We start from the raw sequence: 21,141 nt of genomic DNA, 5'->3' as shown, positions 1-21,141 counted from the left end.
GGCCGAAGGAAAGTCCGCCGGCACCTGCTACAGACATCTCATCCCTGCAGTCCTACGATTGATGAACACTTCATTTCACAGCGGTTATTTACAGCGGAAAGGAAGATCGATGGCGGATCATCAGTTCGGAGAAGAAATCGAGCCCGAGGTTGCGAGCCATCTGGCGCAGTCGATGGATGAGGCTCCCGGACCGGAGGCCTTGCACCACGTTCCCCCGGCGGCCGCACAAGGACAGCAATGGCCGGACGGCAGCGGCAAACACCGTCATCCCAAGGACCGTGACACCACCCGCGGACGGCAAGGCCAGCAAGTGGCCGACGCGGCAATCCACCGGCAGAGCCGTCCGCAGATGCCCCACCACGACTAAGGTCCCGCGGCAGGACCGGCGACAGGTTCGACCACGACGTCGGCTGGCGTCTTATCCAGGCGCCAGCCGCGCCACACCGGGTGCCGCAGCTTCCCGCCCCCGGTCCAATCCCCGTAGCTGACCTCGCCGACGAGTTTTGCACTCACCCAATGCGCGTCTGCGGCATCGGCGTCCGGCACCTCCCGGAACGGGGATGTCTTCCGGGGCAGGGCGTCCAGTTGTTGCCGGAGTTCCTTCAGCTCGCGGGTGCTGAAGCCGCTGCCCACGCGCCCCACGTACCGGAGCTTCGAGCCATCCGGGATCCCCAGCAGCAGCGAGCCCACGGATTCCCGACGCTCGCCGTTTCCGGTCCGCCAGCCGCCCACCACCACTTCCTGGGTCCGCTCAAGCTTGAGCTTGAGCCAGGACCGGCTGCGCTGGCCGACATAGCGGCCGTCCGTGCGCTTGGCCATGACCCCCTCCAGTCCCAGCTCAGCGACGCTTTCCAGGATGTGCCTGACGCTGATTTTGTGCGCGTCGCCGGCGTCGATCACGCCGGAGAGCTCGATGTGGGCGCCGGAGGGGCGGATGAAGCGCTCGAGCCGGAGCCGGCGCTCGCTGAGCGGCAGGGGCCGCAGGTCCTCGCCGGCGTCGAAGAGGAGATCGAACAACATCAGCCGCACCGGAGTCGAGTCCTGCGCTTTTGCGACGTCGGCGGCCTTCGTCAGTTTCATGCGGCCCTGCAGCAGGCCGAAGTCCGGCCGGCCCGTGCGCCCGACGGCGATGATCTCGCCGTCCGCGACGAAGTCCTGTTCCGGCCAGAGGGACCGGTCCGTCAGTTCCGGGTAGCTCGCGGACATGTCGTTGCCGTTGCGGCTGACGAGCCTGACGGTCGTGGCATCGCCGATGACCAGGGCCCGGACGCCATCCCACTTGAGCTCAACCTGCCAGTCCTTGTCGGCGAGGTCGGCAGCGGTCCCCGCGCTGGCCAGCATGGGGCTGAAGCCGGAGACATCGGGTGCCGGTGAAGGGTCCGGGACCTGTGCCCGGCCTGGTGGCGGATCAAGTCCCGGGGCCGCCGGCTGCCCGGGGGAGCCGCCGGGCGCAGCCTCCTGCCCGCCGTCGGGCGCGGCGTCCTGTCCTGTCTCTTGGTCTGCGGGCGCTGCTGTCCGGTGTCCCTTGTGAGGCCCCGCCGGGTCCATCAGGTGGATGAGCCACTGGTCGTCGGCCTGGCCGGTGTGAATCAGGGCGAACCTGCGGGTGCCGCCGAGGCCGCCGCCTTCCGCGCCGGTCAGCGTGGCAATGACCTCCTTGCCGGCGATCCACTTTTCGCAGTCGTAGTAGCCGCGGTCCCAGACGCTGACCGTCCCGGCGCCGTACTGGCCTTTGGGAATGACACCCTCGAAGTCCGCGTAGTCCAGCGGATGGTCCTCGGTCTGGACCGCGAGGTGGTTGGTGGCCTTGCTGGTGGGGACGCCCTTGGGCAACGCCCAGGACACCAGCACGCCGTCGCGTTCAAGGCGGAAGTCGTAGTGCAGCCGGCTGGCGTGGTGCTCCTGGATGACAAACGACTCCCGCAGCGGACCGGCGCCAGCGACGGTGCCGGCGGCGCGGGCGTCCGCCGCGAAGGGTTCGGGGGTGGAGTTCGCGTCCCGCTTCGCGCGGTAGGACTCAAGCCGGGGATCGGCGGCGCTGCCGCCTGAGACCGCGGCGAACGGGTCCTTGCCGGACTGCACGCGCTTCATGACCTCGTGGTAGTCCAGCTGGCGCAGGGACGCGGAGCTGAGCTCCCGCCAGGTCCGCGGCGCCGCCACGGTGGGCCGCAGCCGCCCGCGCAGCGAATAGGGCGCGATCGTCGTCTTCGCCGCGCTGTTCTGGCTCCAGTCGACCAGGACCTTCCCGGTGCGAAGGGTCTTTTTCATGTCGCTGACCACCAGGTCCGGATGGTCCGCTTCCAGGGCGCGGGCCAGTTCATGGGCGAAGTCCGAGATCTGCTCAGAGCCCCGGGTTCCGTCGAGTGCGGCGTAGAGATGGATGCCCTTGCTTCCGCTGGTCACGGGGACGGGGTCCAGGCCGATGTCCTGCAGGATGGCGCGGGCCAGTTTGGCCACTTCCGCGCATTCGGCCAGCCCGGCCCCGTCGCCGGGGTCCAGGTCCAGCACCATCCGGTCCGGCGGCAGGGCTCGGCCGTGCGAATCCACCCGCCACTGGGGGACATGGATTTCGAGGGCGGCGATCTGGGCGAGCCAGGCGAGGGTGGCGGCATCGTTGACCAAGGGGTACTGGTTCGTGTGCTCTTTGTGCTTGATGGCCGCCCGGGAAATCCAGCCGGGTGCCGATTCGTCCAGATTTTTCTGGAAGAACACTTGCCCCGGCTCCTCGGCCGTTCCCACGCCGTGGACCCAGCGTTTCCGGGTGGCCGGCCGGTTCCGGACCGCCGGGATCAGCACCGGCGCGACGGCGGCGTAGTAGGCCAGAACGTCTGCCTTGGTGGTGCCGGTTTCCGGGTACATGACCTTGTCCAGATTGGTCAGGACGAGCTCGCGGCCCTCCACGAGGACCCGTTGCCGGCCGTTTGCCGGGGGCGTGTTTTCCCGCTGGGCATCCCGCCCGGCGGCCGGCTGCGCGTCCGGCTGCGTGGTTCGCTCAGCCAACAGTCTTCACCTCCGAACCGCTCTGGTGTTCACTAGTCCCATGAGAGCCATCTGGAAGGGCGCGATCGCATTCGGGCTGGTCAACGTCCCCGTCAAGGTCTACAGCGCCACTGAGGACCACGACATCAGCCTGCACCAAGTCCACAACGCCGACGGCGGACGGATCCGCTACCAGCGCCGCTGCGAGGTCTGCAGCAAGATCATCGACTACGAGGACATCGACAAGGCCTATGAAGACGACGGCCGCACAGTGATCCTGACCCGGGAGGAACTGAAGTCCATCCCCGCGGAGAACAGCCACGAGATCGACGTCGTGCAGTTCGTCCCGGCGGACCAGCTCGACCCCATCATGTTCGAGAAGAGCTACTACCTGGAACCGGACTCCAAGTCGCCCAAGGCCTATGTGCTGTTGCGCCGGGCCCTCGAGGACACCGACCGGGTGGCGATCGTCCAGTTTGCGCTGCGGGAAAAGACCAGGCTGGGCGCCCTGCGGATCCGCGGCGACATCCTGATGCTGCAGTCGCTGCTCTGGGCCGACGAAGTACGCGAGGCCAGCTTCCCGGCCCTCGAAACCTCGATCCGCATCTCCGCCCAGGAACGCGAAATGTCCGCCGCCCTGGTGGATTCGATGGCCGCGGACTTTGACCCCGAACAGTTCACGGACGACTACCAGCTCCAGCTCCGCCAGCTCATCGACGCGAAGCTGGAGAAGGGGGAGTCCCTGGACACCGAAGAAACGTTTGGCGCCGCCGCTGCCGAAACCGGCACCGGCGAAGTGATTGACCTGATGGAGGCCCTCAAACGGAGCCTGGAGAAGAAGCGCGGAGGTGGAACGGCGGCCGCCGGGAGCGGGTCGAAGACCGCGGTCGAGGCGCCGGCCAAGGCACCGGCCGGGGCCGTCTCCAAGGCTGCCGCCCCCAAGACCGCCCCCAAGGCTGCCGCCAAGAAGACCGGAGAAGGCGGCGCCACTGAAAGCAGCGCCGGCGAAAGCCGGGCCGCCACTGCGAAGGGCACGGCGCCTAAGGCGGCTCCCAAAGCGACGCCATCCAAGACCACGGCGGCAAGGGCGCGCAAGGGTGCCTGAGGCCGTGGACAGGGATGCCGCGGCCATCAGACTCAGGAGTTCCGCAGGGCGGAGATGAGCTCGCTCTTCTTCTTGGCCGAGTAGCCCTTGAGGCCGATCTCCCTGGCCCGTTCCTTGAGCTGCGGGACCGTCCAGTCCTCGTAGTCCCCGGCCTTGCCGCCCTTGCGGCCCACCGCGGACCGGCCGCGCTTCGCCGCCGCATTGGAGATCCGGGCAGCCTTCTGTTTTGACGCGCCGTCCTCGACCAGCTTCTCGTAGAGCTCGGGGTCCTTGATGCTCGGGCTCTCTGAACCGCGGGGTCCGCCCCTCTTCGTCGGCATGGCTACCGCCCCCGGGTCTCGTCAGCGGCCGGTCCGGCGGCGATCTCCATGAACGGCGGCCGCCGGCGTCGGGTGGCCGGCACGGCAACGTCCGCCCCGATGCTCTTTTGCACGCGTGTCACGCGATCATCTCCTTCGGCTGGGAACCATTCCGCGACGGCCCGCGGACGCTGCCGCCGCGGATTCCAAACTAGCCGCGCCGCAAGGCGGTGACAAGCACTTACTAAGCCCACTGACAACGATCGCGGATAGCGCACAGGGCCCCGGCGATGCCCGGGAACACGAAGGCCCGGCGCGCCCCCTCGTCGGGGGCGGCCGGGCCTTCTGATGCTGCTTGTTACTGCCGGGTGTCCGGGCGCAGGCGCCGGACGGTGCGGCTATTCGGCGTCGTGATCCGTCTCAAGGATCTGCACGAGGCGATCCAGGGCGGCGTCGGCGCCTTCGCCCTCGGCACGCAACACCACAACCTCGCCGTGCGAAGCGCCCAGGCTCATCAGCGACAGGATGCTGGCGGCGTCCATGGCCTCGTCCTCCGGCTCGCCCAAGCGGGCGATCGTGATCTCGAGGTGGTCGAACTCGCCCGCAGCCTCGGCGAAGATGGCGGCCGGGCGGGCGTGCAGCCCGACGCGGCTGGCAATGGTGGCGTTACGTTCGGTCATTTCTGCTCCTTGAAGTCAGCTTGGGTGTTTATCAGCTGTGAATATCTGCTTGGAAAGTCGCCCTGGACTGGCTTAGGCGGCTACGGGAACCGTTTCCACCGTATCAACCGGCTTCTTGACTGCCCAGCGCTTGAGCCCGATCACGGCGAAGGCACTCACGACCGTACCGGCCGCGATCGCGACGACGAACATCAGGAAGGGATCGATCGCGAAGAAGACGAAGATTCCGCCGTGCGGGGCCTTCGATCCCACCCCTGCTGCCATCGAGATGGCACCGGTCACGGCACCGCCCAGCATGCTGGCGGGGATGACGCGGAGCGGGTCGGCGGCGGCGAAGGGGATGGCGCCTTCGGAGATGAACGAGGCTCCCAGCAGCCAGGCGGCCTTGCCGTTTTCCTGTTCCGCCAGGCTGAAGAGTCGCTTGTTCAGCACGGTCGAGGCCAGCGCCATGGCCAGCGGCGGGACCATGCCGGAGGCCATGACGGCCGCCATGATCTGCCACGGTGCCTGGTTGGTGATGGACGCGGCTCCCAGGCCGGCGACGGCGAAGGAGTAAGCCACCTTGTTGACCGGACCGCCGAGGTCGAAGCACATCATCAGACCCAGGACAATGCCCAGGGCGATGGCGCTGGCGCCGGTCAGGCCGGCCAGGAAGTTGTTGAGCCCGGTGGTGACGGCGGCGACGTACCTGCCGAGGAAAATGAACAGAATGCCCGATGAAACGAGCGACGCCACGAGCGGGATGATAACCACCGGCATCAGGCCGCGCAGCCAGCGGGCCACGTTGAGCTTGCCGATCGAATGCGCCACGTAGCCGGCGAGCAGGCCGCCCACAATGCCGCCGAGGAAGCCTGCGCCCATGAAGACGGCTACGGCGCCGGACACGAAGCCCGGGGCGATGCCGGGCCGGTCAGCGATGCCGTAAGCGATGTAGCCGGCCAGTGCGGGCACGAGGAAGCCTAGGGACAGGGCACCGATCTTGAAGAACACGGCACCCAGGTACGCGCCCATCGGGCCCCACGCCAGTTCCGGGTACACGGTGGGCAGATTGAAGAGGCTGTTCTCTGCCAGGATCTTGTCCGCGAAGCCGGTGATGGTGTAGCCGCCCAACAGGAAGCCGAGGGCGATCAGCAGACCGCCGCCTGCCACGAACGGGATCATGTAGCTGACACCTGTGAGCAGCGCCTTCTTCAGCTTCGTGCCGATGTGCTCGCCCTTTTCCTCGGCGTTGTGTTCGGCCTGGTCTTCAGCGAAGTGCGGGACGCGGCGGGCGTGCGGGTTGTCCGCGGCCGCCAGTGCTTCCGCAACCATCTTGTCCGGTTCGTCGATGCCGCGCTTGACCGGTGCGTTGATCACCGGCATGCCGGCGAAGCGCTCCTTGCCGCGCACGTCCACGTCCACCGCGAAGATCACGGCGTCGGCGGCGGCGATCACGGCGGGGTCAAGGGCCTTGGCGCCGGAGGCCCCCTGGGTTTCCACCTGCAGGTCCACGCCGACTTCCTTGGCTGCGGCGACCAGCGAGTCGGCGGCCATGTAGGTGTGGGCGATGCCGGTGGGGCAGGCCGTCACCGCGACAAGGCGCTTGGGTCCCTTGGCCTTCGCCGTGCCCGTGCCTTCCCCGGCAGTGCCAGCTGCGGCCCCGGTGGCTGCGTCAGCGCCAGTGCCAGCGCCAGCGCCTGCGGCGGCAGCGGCCGGCGCGGCAGCGGCGTGGGCGGAGGGCTTGTCCGCCAGTGCGGCTTCGACGAGCTCGACAATCTCTGCCGGGGAGGTCGCGGCGCGCAGGCTGGCCGTGAAGTCCTTCTTGATCAGGGACCGGGCCAGCTTCGACAGCAGCTTCAGGTGCTCCTGGTCCGCGCCCTCCGGAGCGGCAATGAAGAAGATCAGGTCCGCGGGCCCGTCCTTGGCACCGAAGTCGACCGGCTGGGACAGCCGCGCCATCGCCAGGGTGGGCTCGGTGACCGCCGTCGAGCGGCAGTGCGGGATGGCGATGCCGCCCGGGACACCCGTGGCGGTCTTGGACTCCCGGGCGAAGGCGTCGGCGAAGAGGCCTTCGACCTCGGTGGCGCGTCCGTTGGCCGCAACTCTGCCTGCCAGGTGCCGGATCACGTCCTCGGGCGAACTGCCCAGGTTCTGGTCGAGCTCGACCAGTTCGGTGGTAATGAGCTGGGTCACTGTCAATCCTTCCGGAGGGCCGTGATGGTTACGGCATCAGGGGTGGTTTGGTTGACTGCCGGTACAGTGGAGCCCGGCAGGGAAGCGGCGGCGGCACCATGGGCCACCGCCTGACGGAGGCAATCGACCGGGGCGGCGCCCTGGCTGGAGGCGAGCAGGTATCCGGCCAGCGACGAATCGCCGGCGCCGACAGTGCTGACCGCGGTGACCGGCGGATGCGTGGCCAGCCACGCGCCGTCGGCCGTTACAAGAACGGCACCCTTGGAGCCGAGGGTGGCCAGTACGGCACCCACTCCGGAGCGCACGACGGCGGCGGCTGCTGCTGCTGCAGCCTCCGGGTCCGCTTCGAGCTCCTCGGCGGATTTGTGCGTGGCGAAGCCGGCTGCCGCAGCCAGTTCCGCCAGTTCCTCGGCGTTGGGTTTCAAGAGGTCCGGCATTCCCGAGGCGTCGCCGGAGACCGCTGCGGCGAGAGGTTCGCCGGAGGAGTCGACGGCGACCCGGGGTGCGGCCTCGCCATCAAACAGGGAACGCAGCCGCCGGATGACGGTGGCGTAGAATTCGGCCGGAACTCCGGGTGGGAGCGAGCCGGCCAGGACAACCCAGGCGGCACCGCGGGCGTGGTCCAGCAACAGGCTGATCAGGGCCTCCTGCTGGTCCTCGCTGAGGACCGGTCCGGGTTCGTTGATCTTGGTGGTGACGCCGCCGGGCTCGGTGAGGGCCACGTTGCTGCGCAGCGGTTCGCCGATCGGGAGGGCAGCGAACGGCACCTCCGTATCCCGCAGCCCGGCGAGGACGGGATCGGCCTCGGCGCCGGGAAGGACGGCGATGGTCTTGAGCCCGGAGGCCACGAGGGCGCGGGAGACATTGACTCCCTTGCCGCCGGATTCCTGGCGGACGGAGACGGCCCGCTGTACTTCCCCGCGGAGGAGGGGGCCGGGCAGCGCCACGGTGCGGTCCAGGCTGGGGTTGGCGGTGAGGGTGACAATCACGCGACCACCACCTCCACTCCGGCTTCCGCAAGGGCGTCGGCGAGTTCCCGGCTAGGTTGCGTGTCTGTGATCACGGTGTCCAGATCTTTCAACGAGGCGAACTGGACCAGCGTCTCTGCATCCAGCTTGGAGGAATCAGCCAGCACCACAATGCGGCGCGCTGATTGGACGAAGGCCGCCTTGACGGCGGCTTCTTCAGGATCGGGTGTGCTCAGCCCGAAGGCTGCATGGATGCCGTTGGTGCCGATGAACGCGATGTCCGGCCGGATCCGGCGCGCGGCCTCCACCGTGGATTGGCCGACCGCGGCCTGGGTTAGTCCGCGGACCTTGCCGCCGAGCAGGTGCAGGGCGATGCCCGGTTCGCCGGACAGCCGGGAGGCGATGGGCAGGGAGTGGGTGATGACGACGAGTTCGGCCTCGGGTCCGGTCGCCGGGAGGCTGCCCGTTGCTGCGGCCCCGGCGGCCCGGGCGGCGAGGAGTTCGGCGAGGGCCTCCGTGGTGGAACCGGCGTCGATCAGGATGCTGCCGCTGAGGCTCTGGGGAATCAGGGCCAGGGCGGCCTCGGCAATGCGGGTCTTTTCGGGCTGCCGCTGGACGGTCCGCTCCAGGATGCTTTCTTCCGTGGTGCTGAAGCGGTCCGGGGAGACCGCGCCGCCGTGCACCCGGCGGACGCTGCCGGCAGCTTCCAGGGCGGCGAGGTCCCGGCGGATGGTCTCGGTGGTGATGCTGAAGCGCTCGGCCAGGTCCGTGACGCTGGCCCGGCCGCTGGCGTAGATGAGCCCCACGATCAGCTGCTGGCGTTCTTCGGCGAACACTTACCCTCCATTGCGTACTGCATCTGACTTGGTTCTTGTTCTGCGTTCCTGGGGCTTCAGTGACTCCCATCACATGAAGTGGAATTGTTTGACTTTATCTTTGTTCTTGTTGGTTTGTCAATGAAAAACAACATGAACGCAGAAGTTACGCGCGGCCCCCGCGGGACATGTCCAGTGCTCGCGCCGAGGGGTGGGCAGGATGGGACTATGTCCACCCTTCGCCCCGGGGGCTGGGCATGTGCTGCGCTCGGGCCGGGCTCCGGGGGACATGTCCGGTGATGGTGCCGAGGATTGGGCGTGTGCACTCTGGGTTGACGTTCGGGCTTGGCCTGCGGCCTGGAGATGCCGGGGGGCATGTCCAGTGGTCGGGCTTGGCGGTGGGCAATTTGGGAGTATGTCCGTTGCTCGCGCCGGGGTTGGGCATGTGCTGCGCCCGGCCCGGGCCTGCGGGCGGGAGATCCGGGGGGACATGTCCAGTGATGGCGCCGAGGGTTGGGCATGTGCGGTCTGGGCGGCTGCTTGGTGGGAAACATGGCGGAAGCCGGGCCCGACATTGAAGTCCGGCCCGGCTTCCGGGTCGTTGGATTCCGCGCCGTGCAGGGTGCGCGGGCAGGGCTCAGATGCCGGCGTCGCGGCTCTCATTGCGGGTGATGGTCTCGCCGGTGTTGGGGTCCACAACCGTGCGGCTTTCGCTGACGCGGCGGGTGCGGCCGCGTCCGGGGGAGGCAAGGACGAGTGATGCGATGAGTCCGATAACTCCCACCACCATCAGGATGTAGCCGATCATGGCCTGGTTCACATTGGGGATCAGCCCCGGGGTGACGGCCCAGGCGAGGATGGCGCCGAGGGCGATGAGGAAGATTGCGGAACCGATTCTCATGAAGTGCTCCTTGGTGCCCTGTGGGGCGAATGGGGAATGATAAGCATGCTGTCCAGCGTCACGCTACAACCCCGCCCCGGCTGTTTCAATGAAACGCACTCCGCCTCGCCGGGAATTTTACGCACCGTTTCCGGACCACCGCTGCGCTTTCGGGAGGCCGCACCGCGGATCCGGGGTGCGAGAATCCGGTTTCGTAGCGGAAACCCCTGCAGGTCAGATATCCGAGGAAGTGTCGGACCCGATCCTCAGGAGCAGACCCCGCGCCCGGAGCGCGCGGCAGGTCTGGATAGGCTGAGCCCATGGAGACGGTCGTCTGGTCAAAGCCCGAACACGAACGCGCCGGCACGCCGTTGCTGGTGATGCTGCACGGCTACGGCACGGACGAATCCCGCATGGCCAAGCTGTTCGGTGCCCTGCCGCCGGAGTTTAGCTGCGCCGCCCTGCGCGGGCCCAAGGACATCGGAGACCACTACGGCTGGTTCCTGCTGGACTACTTCCTCACGCATGACTTTGCCGACGTCATCGCCTCCACGAACTCGGTGTTCGCGTGGATCGAATCGGTCAAGGCCCGGCACAGCAGTGTCAGCCTGCTCGGATTTTCGCAGGGCATGGCCATGGCCAGTACGCTTCTGCGGCTCCGGCCGGAACAGTTCCGCGCGGTCGTGGGCCTCTCGGGCTTTGTCCTGGACAACGAACTCCTAGCCATGAGCGAATCCTTTACCTCCCGGCCGCCGTTCTTTTGGGGCCGGGACAGGGGCGATGTCGTCATCAACGACGCCGCCACCGAACACACCGAGGAGTGGCTCCACCGGAACACCCAGCTCACGGCCCGGACCTACCCCGGCATGGGCCATTCGATTTCGAAGGCCGAACTCGTGGATGTCGGCGCGTTTCTGCGCCACTACGTCCTGCGCTGACCGGGCCGCTGGTCAGGCCGCTGACCTGCGCTGACCGGTCCGCTGACTATCCGTCGGGCAGTCCGGATCGTCCACTTGCATGCCAAATTTGTAAGCGTTTACAATCGACCTCGGCCATGAACACCGGGCCCACTACTTCAGGGGGAAGAAAGGGCTGAGCCCGTGCCGCAGGCCAAGACCTCGCGCGTGACCATCCAGGACGTCGCCGCGCTCTCCGGGCTATCCATCTGCACCGTCTCCCGTGCGCTCCGGCAGCTTCCCAACGTCTCCGAACACGCCAGGGCGCGGGTCAATGACGCGGCGGCCCAGCTCGGCTACAAAGCCTCGTCCGCAGCATCCCGGCTCGCCGGCGGAAGCACCGGCTCCGTGGCCATCATCGCCCCGACCGCCACAGCCTGGTTCTTTGCCCGGGCGGTGGAAGCTGCCGAGGAAGTCTTTGCCGACGGCGGCTACGACACCGTCCTGATCAGCCTCAGGAACCGGCCCACTGTGCAGCAGAAACTCTTCGGCGACCTCGCCGGCCTGGCGCAGCGCGTGGACGGCGTCCTGCTGCTCAACATTGCCCTCGGTGAGGCCGAAATGGCCGCTCTCGCGGCTTCGGGCCTCGCCGTGGCCAGCGTCGGGATGCACGACGTCCCGTGGGACAACGTGGGCATCGACAACGAGGGCGCCGCCCGCGCGGCCACGAACCACCTGCTGGGATTGGGCCACACGGACCTTGCCATCCTCGCCGGCAGCGAAACCGGCGCGCCCTCCCTCGTGACCGCCAGCGAACGACGCCGGGGCTTCGAACTGGCCCTTTCCGACCACGGCCTCACAGCCGATCCGGACCTTGTGGTCGACGCCGGTTCCAGCATCGAGGGCGGCCGGCTGGCCATGGTGGAGCTCATGGAGAAACGCCGGATGCCGTCCGCGATCTTCGCCGGTTGCGACGAAACAGCGTTCGGCGCGCTCATGGCCTTGCGGGAGTTCGGTTTGTCAGCGCCGGAAAACGTGTCCATCATAGGAATAGACGATCATCAGATGAGTTGGTTCCTGGGCCTGACCACAATGGCCCAGCCCGTGGCCGACCAGGGCGCTTTCGCGGCCAGCCTGCTGATTGACAGACTTCATCGCTCGGGCCTCCCCAATCCGCCACCGGCCGGGCCGCCGTCGAACCATCTGCTGGAAACGAAACTGGTAGAGCGCACGAGCACAATCCCCCGCTGAACCGGCTGAACCGGCTGAACCGGCTGAACCCGCTGAACCAGGCCAATCAGGCCAACCGGATGGCTCCCGGCGCCGGAGGCCCGGTGCCCCTGACAGAGCACCACGGGCAGCGGCCGCCGTCGCGCCGGATGACCTCAAACAACCGGTCTCAGCCAACGCCCGTGAACCGGGCACCTCAAGAGTTTTTGAACAACGCCGTCTTGCATGCCCGCCGTCTGAAAGGACTATGACCCATGACTTCAGTTCCCGATACCTCCGGCCTCGCCGGTGCGCTTTCCGGCGCTTCCGCCATTCTTTTTGACCTCGACGGCGTCCTGACGCCCACCGCGGTGGTGCACGAGCATGCCTGGAAACAACTTTTCGACGGTTTCCTGGCCTCCGTTCCCGACGCCGCCCCGTACCGGGAGAGCGACTACTTCGACCACATCGACGGCAAGCCGCGGTTCGACGGCGTCCGGGACTTCCTGGCCTCCCGCGGGATTGTGCTGCCCGAGGGCCCGGCGGACGACGACCCCGCCCACGACACCGTCCACGGACTCGGCAACCGCAAGAACAAGGTCTTCAACGACATCGTCGAAGCCGGCGGGGTCCAGCCGTACGAGGGCTCCGTCCGCTTTGTCGACGCCGCACTGGTCCGCGGGCTCAAGCTCGCCGTCGTCTCCTCCTCCCGCAACGCCCCGGCCGTGCTCAAGGCGGCCGGATTGTCCGATTACTTCCCGGTGGTGGTCGACGGCGTCGTCGCGGTCACCGAGGGCCTGCCCGGCAAGCCCAGCCCGGCCACCTACGAATACGCCGCACGCCTGCTGGGACTGCCGAGCGATCAGTGCGTCGTGGTGGAGGACGCCGTCTCCGGAGTCCAGGCCGGCAGCGCAGGAGACTTCCGCTCGGTGATCGGCGTCGACCGCGGCGCCGGCCGGCAGACCCTGCTCGACGCCGGCGCCACGGTAGTGGTCAACGACCTCGCCGAACTGCTCTAGCCCGGCGCCCGTTCCCGGCCGCCCGCACCGCCTGCCCGCAGCACCCTCCCGCACCGCTCACCCCCGAAGGAACCCCTCAACCATGGCTCTCATCACCTCGGACCGCGCCCGGTTCCCCAACGATCCCTGGCAACTGGTCGAGACCGTCCACCTTCCCGGCAATGCCGGCACCCTGGAGACCCTGTTCAGCCTGGGCAACGGGCATCTGGGGATCCGCGGCGCGCATTGGGCCGCCGCCGACGCCGAGCTTCCCGGCAGCTTCATCAACGGCTTCCACGAGACCTGGGACATCAAGCATGCGGAGAACGCCTACGGGTTCGCCCGGACCGGGCAGCGGATCCTGTACGTCCCGGACGCCAATAACTTCACCGTGATCATCGACGGCGAGCCGCTGAGCCTGGAGGAGTCCACGGTGCTGGACTACCGCCGCAGCGTGGACTTCGCCACCGGCCTCTACGAATGCCGGATCACGTGGCAGTGCCGCTCCGGCGCCACCGTGACCACCACCGAGCGCCGCGCCGTCGGCTACGAATCCCGCGGCGCGCTGGGCATCAGCCTCGAGGTGGCGGCCGACCGTGACATCTCCGCGGACGTGACGTCCTCGGTGATCAACCGCCAGGACCAGCCGGTGGAGGACCACTCCGCCCACGACCCGCGCCGCGCCGGCCGCCACGCCGGGCGGGTGCTGCTGCCGTTGCGGCTCGACGGCGGAGACGGTTCCCTGCGCCTGTCCTGGGAGGCCGCGGAATCCAAGCAGCGGCTCGGGATGGCCGTGGATCACTGGACCTCGGCCGGGGTGCAGCCGTTCGACACCCTGGTGGACCAGGACGACAGCAGCGTCCGCTACGTCCTCGCCGTCAGCGCGGATGAGCCGTTCGTGCTGGAGAAGAGCGTCAGCTACGCCGTGGGCCAGGCCGCCGAGGACCTCGCGGACAACGCCGAAGCCGGCCTCAAGCCGGTTAGCGAGATTTTCGCCCAGAGCGAGGCCCACTACCGCGCCTACTGGACGACGAGCGACATCGTGGTGGCGGGCCAGTCCGAGCTTCAGCAGGCCGTCCGCTGGAACCTGTTCCAGCTCGCCCAGGCCACGGCCTGCGCCGATGTGGCCGGCATCCCGGCCAAGGGAGTGTCCGGCTCCGGCTATGACGGCCACTACTTCTGGGACCAGGAGGTGTACCTGCTGCCTTACCTGACCTACACCAACCCGGGCAACGCCCGGCAGGTCCTGGAATTCCGCCACGACCTCCTGCCCGAGGCCAAGATCCGGGCCAAGGAGCTCAGCGTCGACGGCGCCCTGTTCCCGTGGCGGACCATCAACGGGCTTGAGGCCAGCGCCTACTACGCGGCCGGTACTGCCCAGTTCCACATCGCCGCAGCAATCGCCTTCGCGACCAACCGGTACATCTGGGCCAGCGGGGACCGGGCCTTCGAAGAAACCCTCGGCGCCGAACTGCTGATCGAAACCGCCCGGATGTGGGTGTCCCTGGGCTTCTTCGGCAAGGACGGGCTCTTCCACATCCACGGCGTCACCGGCCCGGACGAATACACCGCGGTGGTCAACGACAACCTCTACACCAACGTCATGGCCCGCTTTAACCTCCGCGCCGCCGCCGCCCTGGACCACCCCGAGATCGGCGACGCCGAACGCGAGCTCTGGGAACAGGCCGCGAACCGGATGCAGCTGCCCTACGACGAGGACCTTCAGGTCCACTCCCAGGACAACGACTTCATGACCCTGGAGCCGTGGGACTGGACCACGCCCCGGTCCAAGTACCCGCTCCTGCTGCACTTCCACCCGCTGGTCATCTACCGGCACCAGGTCCTGAAACAGGCCGACACCGTGCTGGCCATGTTCCTGCAGTGGCAGGACTTCACGGCCGAGGAAAAGCGCCGCGCCTTCGATTTCTACGACCCCATCACCACCGGCGACTCCACCCTGTCCGCCTGCGTCCAGGGGATCATGGCCGCCGAGGTCGGCTACGGCAAGGCCGCGCTGGACCACTTCACGCACGCTCTGTTCATCGACCTCGACGACACCCACGGCAACACGATCGACGGCGTGCACATCGCCTCCACCGGCGGCGTGTGGAGCTCGCTGGTCAGCGGCTTCGCCGGCCTCCGGGACCAGGGCGCCGTGCCGTACTTCGACCCGCGCCTGCCCGCCGAATGGGACGGACTCGAGTTCTGCCTGAAGATCCAGGGCCGGCTCCTGCACGTCGGGCTCGATCAGGGCTCCATCACCCTGACCGTCCGGGACGGCGCACCGCTGGACGTCGACGTGCGCGGGGAACTGCTCACCGTGGGCACCGAACCCGTCCGGGTTCCGCTGGCCCCGGTCGCGGCCCCCGAGCCCACCATCTTCCCCAGCGGCCTCCCGACGGCGTCGATCCCGGTGGTGCGGGCCGCGGTCTGAGCCGCCGCCCGGGCGTTGCGCCCGGGCGGCGTTGCGCCGCCGTGCCGTGAGCGTCGTCTCTCACGGAATAGTCAGCGCCGCGTCGGGGTTGCCGCCTAATGGGACCGGTTCTGCTCATGAGGCAGGCTGGCCCCGTGCACTGGGCGGAGACCGACGCCGGCGCCGTCCCGGCGCCCCGACGGACTGCGCCTGATTCGGCTCGACTAGCCACGAAACGGAGATGGTGGATCAATGACTGCCTACAAGACAGTGAACCCCGCAACCGGAGAAACGCTGAAGGAATTCCCGGTTGCAACCGCAGCCGAGGTGGAGCAGGCGCTCGCCGCCTCGCAGGAGGCCTTCCGCGCCTGGCGCTCCGGCCCTGCCGAAGACAGGGCGAAGATTCTGGCGCGCGTCGCCGAGCTGTACCTGGAACGCCAGGACGAATTGGCCCGGCTGATCAGCACCGAAATGGGCAAGCCGCTGGCCCAGTCCCGCGGTGAAGTGAAACTTGTTGCCGATATCTTTTCCTACTACGCCACCGAGGGCCCCGGATTCCTCAAGGACGAGCCGCTGAACGTCAGGGGCGGCGGCGAGGCCGTGGTCCGCTCCGCTCCGGTGGGACCGCTGCTAGGCATCATGCCGTGGAATTACCCCTACTACCAGGTGGCACGGTTTGCCGCTCCGAACCTGGTCCTTGGCAACACGATCCTGCTCAAGCACGCCGGAAGCTGCCCGCAGTCCGCCCTGGCGATCGAACAGATCTTCAAAGACGCCGGTCTCCCGGACGGCGCTTACGTCAACCTGTTCCTGACCAACGAGCAGGTCGCGGAAATCATCGCGGATGACCGTCTCCAGGGTGTTTCGCTCACCGGGAGCGAGCGGGCCGGTTCCGCTGTCGCCGAGGTGGCCGGGCGGAACCTGAAAAAGTATGTCCTGGAACTCGGCGGTAGCGACCCGTTCATCGTGCTTGATTCCGAGGACCTGGACGCCACCGTCAAGGCGGCCGTCGGCGGCCGCATGGGTAACGCCGGGCAGGCGTGCACGGCGTCCAAGCGGTTCATTGTGGTGGAGGACCTCTACGACGCCTTTGTGGAGAAGTTCACGGCACGGATGGCCAGGATCAAGCCGGGGGACCCGCTGCAGGCCGACACGACGTTCGGCCCCCTGTCCTCCCAAAGCGCTGCCGACGGCCTCATCGAGCAGATTCAGGACGCCGTGGACAAGGGCGCCAGCCTCCGGACGGGCGGACACCACGTGGACGGTCCGGGAGCGTTCGTTGAACCGACCGTTCTGACCGACGTGACGCCGGACATGCGCGCGTTCTCCGAGGAACTCTTCGGTCCCGCCGCGGTCATCTACAAGGTGGCGAATGCGGCCGAGGCGATCGAACTGGCCAACGGCTCCCCGTACGGCCTGGGCGGCTCGGTGTTCAGCGCCGACGTGGCCAGGGCACAGGAGGTCGCGGACCAGCTGGATACCGGCATGGTGTTCATCAACTCCGTGGCCCAGACCCAGGCGGACCTGCCGTTCGGGGGCGTCAAGCGCTCCGGCGTCGGCCGTGAACTGGGCCGGTTCGGCATGGACGAGTTCGTCAACAAGAAGCTCATCCGCACTCCGCGCTAGCCACCCGGGCCGTCCGCCGCCGGCGGGGCCGGGGCCGAGTCTGCCCGGCGCGTGCCCTAGTGTTAAGTGAACTTACTTTTACGGTTCCGACGAGAGGCGATCATGGCCAAGCGCAGCAACCCGGCAATGAAGATTGCCCAGGAAACAGCCCACAGCGCGATGTTCGACGCCGCCGGCCAGCCCCGGCCCGGCCTTCACAACGTGCTCCTGCGCGCTGTTGAAGTCCAGCGCCCGCTGGTGCTGGCCAATATCCGCAGGCTCCAGCGCAGGCACCCGCAGGCCTCGTCGGCGCAGCTCGCCGCGATCCTGGAGCGCGATTACCTGCTGGCCGTCACCGGTGGCGGGGCGCTGGTCGGCGGAGCGGCTGTGATCCCGGGCGTCGGGACCGCGGCAGCACTGGGACTCTCGGCCGCCGCGGCCGTCGGCTTCCTGGAGGCCACCGCCCTGTACTCCACGGCGCTGGCCGAACTGCACGGCGTGCGGATGGTGGATCCGGACCGGGCGAGCACGCTCGTCATGGCGATCATGCTGGGCGAGGAAGGCACCGAGCTGCTGAGCTCGCTGAGCGGACAGGCAGCCGGCCGGGGCAAGGGCCCGTCCCAGGCCTGGACCGCCGCCTTCACCCGCCGCGTTCCCCTCGCCGGCTTCGGCACCGTGCGCGAGCGGATCCAGACGATGTTCCTGCGCTCCCTGCTGAAAAAGCAGGGCACGGCCTGGTTGGGCCGCGCCCTGCCCTTCGGCGTCGGCGCCGTCGTGGGTGGCGTCGGCAACCGGCTGATGGCCCGCGCGGTCGTCGCCAACGCCAAGGAAGCGTTTGGTCCCATACCGGACACGATTCCGGGAGAACTGCGGGCCCTGGCGCAAACTTCCGGGCCGGCCGCGCTGTACGACGCGCCGGACGATGACCGCGACTCGCCGCCGGCCAGCGGCGCCCGGAACGTCTCAGCGAAGGCTTCAACGAAGGATGGCGGCACGTTTTGGATCTGAACGCTGACCTGGGGGACTCCTTCGGGACCTGGACCATGGGTGACGACGCCGCCATGTTCCCGCTTGTCACGAGCGCCAGCGTGGCCTGCGGCATGCACGCCGGCGACCCCGTGACCATGCTGGACACGTGCCGGGCCGCGTACGAGCTCGACGTCCGGGTGGGGGCCCACATCGGGTACCCGGACCTGGCCGGGTTCGGCCTCCGCGCCCTGGACATGACCTTCGATGATCTCTTCGGTGCCGTGCTGTACCAGCTCGGCGCCCTCGACGGCGTGGCGCACGCGGTCGGCGCCTCGGTGGACTACGTCAAGATGCACGGGGCGCTGTATGACCGCACCGTGCGCGACGCCGAACAGTCGTCCGCCGTGATCGCCGCCATCCAGGCCTATGATCCCGGACTGCCCGTTCTCGGCTTCCCGGGCTCCGCCCTGCTGGGCATCGCCAAGGAAGCCGGCCACCCCGTGTTCTCCGAAGCCTTCGCCGACCGCGCCTACCTCCCGGACGGCACCCTGGTGCCGCGCTCACAGGAGGGTGCCGTGCTGGACGACGCCGGTCGGATCGCCGAGCGGGCGGTGCGCCTGGCCACGACGGGCGAAGTCGAGGCCGTCGATGGCACCGTGCTCCGGTTGGCGCCGGACTCGCTGTGCCTGCACGGCGACACGCCCGGGTCCATCGCGACGGCCACGGCGATCCGGACGGCCCTGGAGGCCGCCGGCGTCGAACTGGAGAGCTTCGCCTAGCCGGCCGTCCCTGACGGTCACGGTGAGGCGGCCCCGCCTGAACCGACGCCCGGGGGTGCCAGCAGAGGCGCTTGCTAGCCGAACAGCAGGGTCGCCACGGTGAAGATGGCCAGCCCGGCCAGGGCACCCACCACCGTGCCGTTGATGCGGATGAACTGCAGGTCCTTGCCCACCTGCAGCTCAATCTTCTGGGAGGTTTCCTCGGCGTCCCAGCGGGCCACGGTGTCCGTGATAACTCCGGCGATGTCCGAGCGGTAGGTCTTCACCAGGTAGGCCGCGGCGTCGCCGATCCAGGCGTTCACCTTCCCGGCGAGCTCGGGATCGACCACCAGCCGGGTGCCGAAGTCATGGACGGCCGCCTTGAATTTGATGGTCAGTTCGCTGTGCGGATCATCGACGGCGGTGAGCAGCGCCGTCTTGATGGTGTCCCAGGTGCGGGAGGCGAGCTCCCGGACCTCGGGGTCGCCGAGCACCTGGGCCTTGATGCCCTCGGCCCGGGCGATCATGACGGGATCGTGCTGCAGGTCCTGCGCGAGTTCCTTGAGGTATTTGTCGATCGAGAGGCGCACCTGGTGCTGCGGATCGGACTGCACGGCGCGGGTGAACTTGAGGATCTCCACGTACACTTTGTCGCCCACCAGCCCGTCCACGAACGACGGCACCCAGGTCGGGGAGCGGTCGGTGACCAGCCTGTTGACCGTCTCCTGATTGTCCCGCACCCAGTCCACGGCGCGGTCCACGAGCAGATCCACCAGGGCGTGGTGGTGCCCGTCGTCGAAGACCCGCTCAGCGAGCCGGCCCACCGGCGGCCCCCACGGCGGGGTAAGCAGGTGCTTGCGGACCATGGCCTCGATCACGGCCTGGACGTCGTCGTCGTTGAGGACCTTGAACGCGCCGCGGATCACGGCGGCACCCTCCTTGGCGACCCGGTCCGGGCCGGCCGGGCTGGACAGCCAGGCGCCGGCCTTGCGGGCAATGTCCGCGGACGCCAGCTTCTCCTGGACGACCTGCTCGGAGAGGAAATTGGTCTCCACGAAGTCGCCCAGCGAGGCGCCGATCTGGTCCTTGCGGCGCGGGATAATCGCGGTATGCGGGATCTTGATTCCCATGGGGTATTTGAACAGGGCCGTGACGGCGAACCAGTCGGCCAGGGCCCCCACCATGCCGCCCTCGGCCGCGGCGCGGACGTATTCGAGCCATGGATAGTACTTCTGCAGGGCGAACGCGACGACGAAGATCACGGCCATGACGATCAGGAGCGAGAGCGCCAGGAGCTTCATCCGGCGCAGCGCCGCGGCCTTGTCGGCGTCACTGGACGCAGCGGGACGCCGTCCGGCGGGACCGTCCGGCTGCACGCCGCCCGGAAGTCCCGCGGCACCGGTCAGGGAAGTTGGCTCAGTATTCACCTGCATGAGCCCAGCCTAGCCCCGCCGGGGAGCCGGCCGTCCGCTAACGTGGCACCATGACGACTGACGTGTCCGCCTCCGCCCGTCCTCTGGTCTATGCCCACCGGGGCTCCAGCGAAGCCTTCGCCGAGCACACCCGGGCCGCGTACCTGCAGGCAATCGCCGACGGCGCCGACGGCGTGGAGTGCGACGTCCACCTGACCCGGGACCAGCACGCCGTGCTGTTGCACGATGCCACCCTGGACCGTACCTCGGACGGCACCGGGCAGGTCGCGGACCGGACCCTGGAAGAGCTCCGGCTTCTGGACTTCTCCTCCTGGAAGGGGGCACGCATCCCGGAAGCCTATGGTGCCAAGTCCGAGCAGTTCCTGACCCTGCCGGACTTGCTTGAAATCCTGCGCGCTGCGGGACGCGGGATCGGCTTGGCGATTGAGTTCAAGCACCCCAGCCCCTACCATCTCGGACTCGAGGACCGGGTCCTGGAACTCCTGAGGGACGAGGGCTGGGATCCGGAAACATCGATGCTGGACAACATCAGAATTTCCTTCATGAGCTTCAGCCCCGACGCCGTCAAGCACCTGCTTGAGTCGGCGCCGGCGGAGGCCGTGTGCCAGCTTGTGGACGACGTCAACGTGGCAGACATCCGTGAGGAACTGGGCCTGGGTGCACTGACCGGCGGGGCCCTGGCCAATGTCATGAAGGCCGCACAAGCCGAAGCCGAACGGATCCTGGACGCGGCCGAGACCGGCATTGCCGGCCCTGGCATCGGGTACGTCCGCGCGCACCCCGGCACCGTGCAGCGCTGGCTCGGCTCGGGACGAAAGTTCCGGGTGTGGACCGTCGACGCCGAGGACGAGGTCAAGCTGTGCAGGGAACTCGGGATCCACGAGATCACCACGAACTGTCCGGCCCGGGTCCTGTCCCAACTCATGGCGGACAGCCAGCCCCTCCGGTAATCGCCCGGAGTG

The 21,141-nt window shown here is 68.2% G+C and carries 18 protein-coding genes; 10 read left to right on the top strand and 8 right to left on the bottom strand.

All coding sequences use genetic code 11. The features are described 5' to 3' along the window. Positions 1–109: 109 nt before the first annotated feature. Positions 110–367: a hypothetical protein gene (locus ACVWYS_RS17725; protein WP_091250178.1), complete on the top strand. Its 258-nt coding sequence runs from the start codon at positions 110–112 to the stop codon at positions 365–367. On the opposite strand, the gene ACVWYS_RS17720 is transcribed toward ACVWYS_RS17725, so the two are convergent. Beyond that, complete coding sequence (locus ACVWYS_RS17720; RefSeq protein ID WP_456510303.1) at positions 364–2,859, bottom strand: ATP-dependent DNA ligase; 2,496 nt, start codon at positions 2,857–2,859, stop codon at positions 364–366. The two genes, ACVWYS_RS17725 and ACVWYS_RS17720, sit on opposite strands and share 4 nt — an antisense overlap. 181 nt (positions 2,860–3,040) lie before the next feature. On the opposite strand from ACVWYS_RS17720, the gene ku reads away from it, so the two are divergent. Further along, entirely contained in the window at positions 3,041–4,084 is a 1,044-nt protein-coding gene (gene ku, locus ACVWYS_RS17715) for a non-homologous end joining protein Ku (RefSeq protein ID WP_456510153.1), read from the top strand. Between the two features lie 32 nt (positions 4,085–4,116). Here ku and ACVWYS_RS17710 read toward each other — a convergent pair whose 3' ends face one another. The 6 genes from ACVWYS_RS17710 to ACVWYS_RS17685 all read right to left on the bottom strand — a co-directional run bounded on the left by ACVWYS_RS17710 (position 4,117) and on the right by ACVWYS_RS17685 (position 9,919). Continuing rightward, positions 4,117–4,404, bottom strand: a complete 288-nt coding sequence (locus ACVWYS_RS17710; protein WP_456510152.1) for a DUF7218 family protein — start codon at positions 4,402–4,404, stop codon at positions 4,117–4,119. A 377-nt stretch (positions 4,405–4,781) separates the two neighbouring features. Further along, the gene (locus ACVWYS_RS17705; protein ID WP_091250185.1) at positions 4,782–5,063 is read right to left on the bottom strand and encodes an HPr family phosphocarrier protein; all 282 of its coding nucleotides are present in this window, start codon (positions 5,061–5,063) and stop codon (positions 4,782–4,784) included. Positions 5,064–5,135: 72 nt separating this feature from the next. After that, positions 5,136–7,235, bottom strand: a complete 2,100-nt coding sequence (locus tag ACVWYS_RS17700; RefSeq protein ID WP_344361343.1) for a PTS fructose transporter subunit IIABC — start codon at positions 7,233–7,235, stop codon at positions 5,136–5,138. A gap of 2 nt (positions 7,236–7,237) precedes the next feature. Further along, positions 7,238–8,224 carry a 1-phosphofructokinase family hexose kinase gene (locus ACVWYS_RS17695; RefSeq protein ID WP_344361341.1) on the bottom strand — a complete coding sequence of 329 codons (987 nt, stop codon included), beginning with the start codon at positions 8,222–8,224 and terminating at the stop codon, positions 7,238–7,240. After that, positions 8,221–9,039, bottom strand: a complete 819-nt coding sequence (locus ACVWYS_RS17690) for a DeoR/GlpR family DNA-binding transcription regulator (protein WP_091250192.1) — start codon at positions 9,037–9,039, stop codon at positions 8,221–8,223. The genes ACVWYS_RS17695 and ACVWYS_RS17690 overlap by 4 nt, the downstream gene beginning before the upstream one ends. 616 nt (positions 9,040–9,655) lie before the next feature. Continuing rightward, positions 9,656–9,919: a DUF6458 family protein gene (locus ACVWYS_RS17685; protein ID WP_091250195.1), complete on the bottom strand. Its 264-nt coding sequence runs from the start codon at positions 9,917–9,919 to the stop codon at positions 9,656–9,658. A 299-nt stretch (positions 9,920–10,218) separates the two neighbouring features. On the opposite strand from ACVWYS_RS17685, the gene ACVWYS_RS17680 reads away from it, so the two are divergent. From ACVWYS_RS17680 to ACVWYS_RS17650, 7 genes are all read left to right on the top strand, one after another. Next, positions 10,219–10,836: an alpha/beta hydrolase gene (locus ACVWYS_RS17680; RefSeq protein ID WP_456507695.1), complete on the top strand. Its 618-nt coding sequence runs from the start codon at positions 10,219–10,221 to the stop codon at positions 10,834–10,836. A gap of 162 nt (positions 10,837–10,998) precedes the next feature. Then, positions 10,999–12,045 carry a LacI family DNA-binding transcriptional regulator gene (locus ACVWYS_RS17675; RefSeq protein WP_456507694.1) on the top strand — a complete coding sequence of 349 codons (1,047 nt, stop codon included), beginning with the start codon at positions 10,999–11,001 and terminating at the stop codon, positions 12,043–12,045. Between the two features lie 233 nt (positions 12,046–12,278). Next, complete coding sequence (locus ACVWYS_RS17670; RefSeq protein ID WP_116765498.1) at positions 12,279–13,022, top strand: HAD family hydrolase; 744 nt, start codon at positions 12,279–12,281, stop codon at positions 13,020–13,022. Positions 13,023–13,104: 82 nt separating this feature from the next. After that, positions 13,105–15,435, top strand: a complete 2,331-nt coding sequence (locus ACVWYS_RS17665; protein ID WP_344361331.1) for a glycoside hydrolase family 65 protein — start codon at positions 13,105–13,107, stop codon at positions 15,433–15,435. Between the two features lie 231 nt (positions 15,436–15,666). Then, entirely contained in the window at positions 15,667–17,040 is a 1,374-nt protein-coding gene (locus ACVWYS_RS17660) for an NAD-dependent succinate-semialdehyde dehydrogenase (RefSeq protein WP_344361329.1), read from the top strand. A 102-nt stretch (positions 17,041–17,142) separates the two neighbouring features. Beyond that, positions 17,143–18,027 carry a hypothetical protein gene (locus tag ACVWYS_RS17655; RefSeq protein WP_456507693.1) on the top strand — a complete coding sequence of 295 codons (885 nt, stop codon included), beginning with the start codon at positions 17,143–17,145 and terminating at the stop codon, positions 18,025–18,027. After that, a complete protein-coding gene (locus ACVWYS_RS17650; RefSeq protein WP_344361325.1) occupies positions 18,018–18,767 on the top strand; it encodes a LamB/YcsF family protein in 750 nt (249 codons plus the stop codon). The genes ACVWYS_RS17655 and ACVWYS_RS17650 overlap by 10 nt, the downstream gene beginning before the upstream one ends. A gap of 74 nt (positions 18,768–18,841) precedes the next feature. On the opposite strand, the gene ACVWYS_RS17645 is transcribed toward ACVWYS_RS17650, so the two are convergent. Beyond that, positions 18,842–20,179: a DUF445 domain-containing protein gene (locus ACVWYS_RS17645; protein WP_456507692.1), complete on the bottom strand. Its 1,338-nt coding sequence runs from the start codon at positions 20,177–20,179 to the stop codon at positions 18,842–18,844. 50 nt (positions 20,180–20,229) lie between these two features. Here ACVWYS_RS17645 and ACVWYS_RS17640 point away from each other — a divergent pair, with 50 nt between their 5' ends. Then, the gene (locus tag ACVWYS_RS17640; RefSeq protein ID WP_456510151.1) at positions 20,230–21,129 is read left to right on the top strand and encodes a glycerophosphodiester phosphodiesterase; all 900 of its coding nucleotides are present in this window, start codon (positions 20,230–20,232) and stop codon (positions 21,127–21,129) included. Positions 21,130–21,141 lie beyond the last annotated feature (12 nt).

The organism is Arthrobacter sp. TE12231 (assembly GCF_054062895.1).
Note: the sequence above shows the minus strand (reverse complement) of the source record. Positions and strands in the feature narration are given on the sequence as shown.

Bases quoted from the DNA above. Each gene is read 5' to 3' on its own strand.
- ACVWYS_RS17725 (WP_091250178.1), top strand. From the start codon at position 110: ATGGCGGATCATCAGTTCGGAGAAGAAATCGAGCCCGAGGTTGCGAGC.
- ACVWYS_RS17720 (WP_456510303.1), bottom strand. From the start codon at position 2,859: ATGTACCCGGAAACCGGCACCACCAAGGCAGACGTTCTGGCCTACTAC.
- ku (WP_456510153.1), top strand. From the start codon at position 3,041: ATGAGAGCCATCTGGAAGGGCGCGATCGCATTCGGGCTGGTCAACGTC.
- ACVWYS_RS17710 (WP_456510152.1), bottom strand. From the start codon at position 4,404: ATGCCGACGAAGAGGGGCGGACCCCGCGGTTCAGAGAGCCCGAGCATC.
- ACVWYS_RS17705 (WP_091250185.1), bottom strand. From the start codon at position 5,063: ATGACCGAACGTAACGCCACCATTGCCAGCCGCGTCGGGCTGCACGCC.
- ACVWYS_RS17685 (WP_091250195.1), bottom strand. From the start codon at position 9,919: ATGAGAATCGGTTCCGCAATCTTCCTCATCGCCCTCGGCGCCATCCTC.
- ACVWYS_RS17680 (WP_456507695.1), top strand. From the start codon at position 10,219: ATGGAGACGGTCGTCTGGTCAAAGCCCGAACACGAACGCGCCGGCACG.
- ACVWYS_RS17670 (WP_116765498.1), top strand. From the start codon at position 12,279: ATGACTTCAGTTCCCGATACCTCCGGCCTCGCCGGTGCGCTTTCCGGC.
- ACVWYS_RS17665 (WP_344361331.1), top strand. From the start codon at position 13,105: ATGGCTCTCATCACCTCGGACCGCGCCCGGTTCCCCAACGATCCCTGG.
- ACVWYS_RS17660 (WP_344361329.1), top strand. From the start codon at position 15,667: ATGACTGCCTACAAGACAGTGAACCCCGCAACCGGAGAAACGCTGAAG.
- ACVWYS_RS17655 (WP_456507693.1), top strand. From the start codon at position 17,143: ATGGCCAAGCGCAGCAACCCGGCAATGAAGATTGCCCAGGAAACAGCC.
- ACVWYS_RS17645 (WP_456507692.1), bottom strand. From the start codon at position 20,179: ATGCAGGTGAATACTGAGCCAACTTCCCTGACCGGTGCCGCGGGACTT.
- ACVWYS_RS17640 (WP_456510151.1), top strand. From the start codon at position 20,230: ATGACGACTGACGTGTCCGCCTCCGCCCGTCCTCTGGTCTATGCCCAC.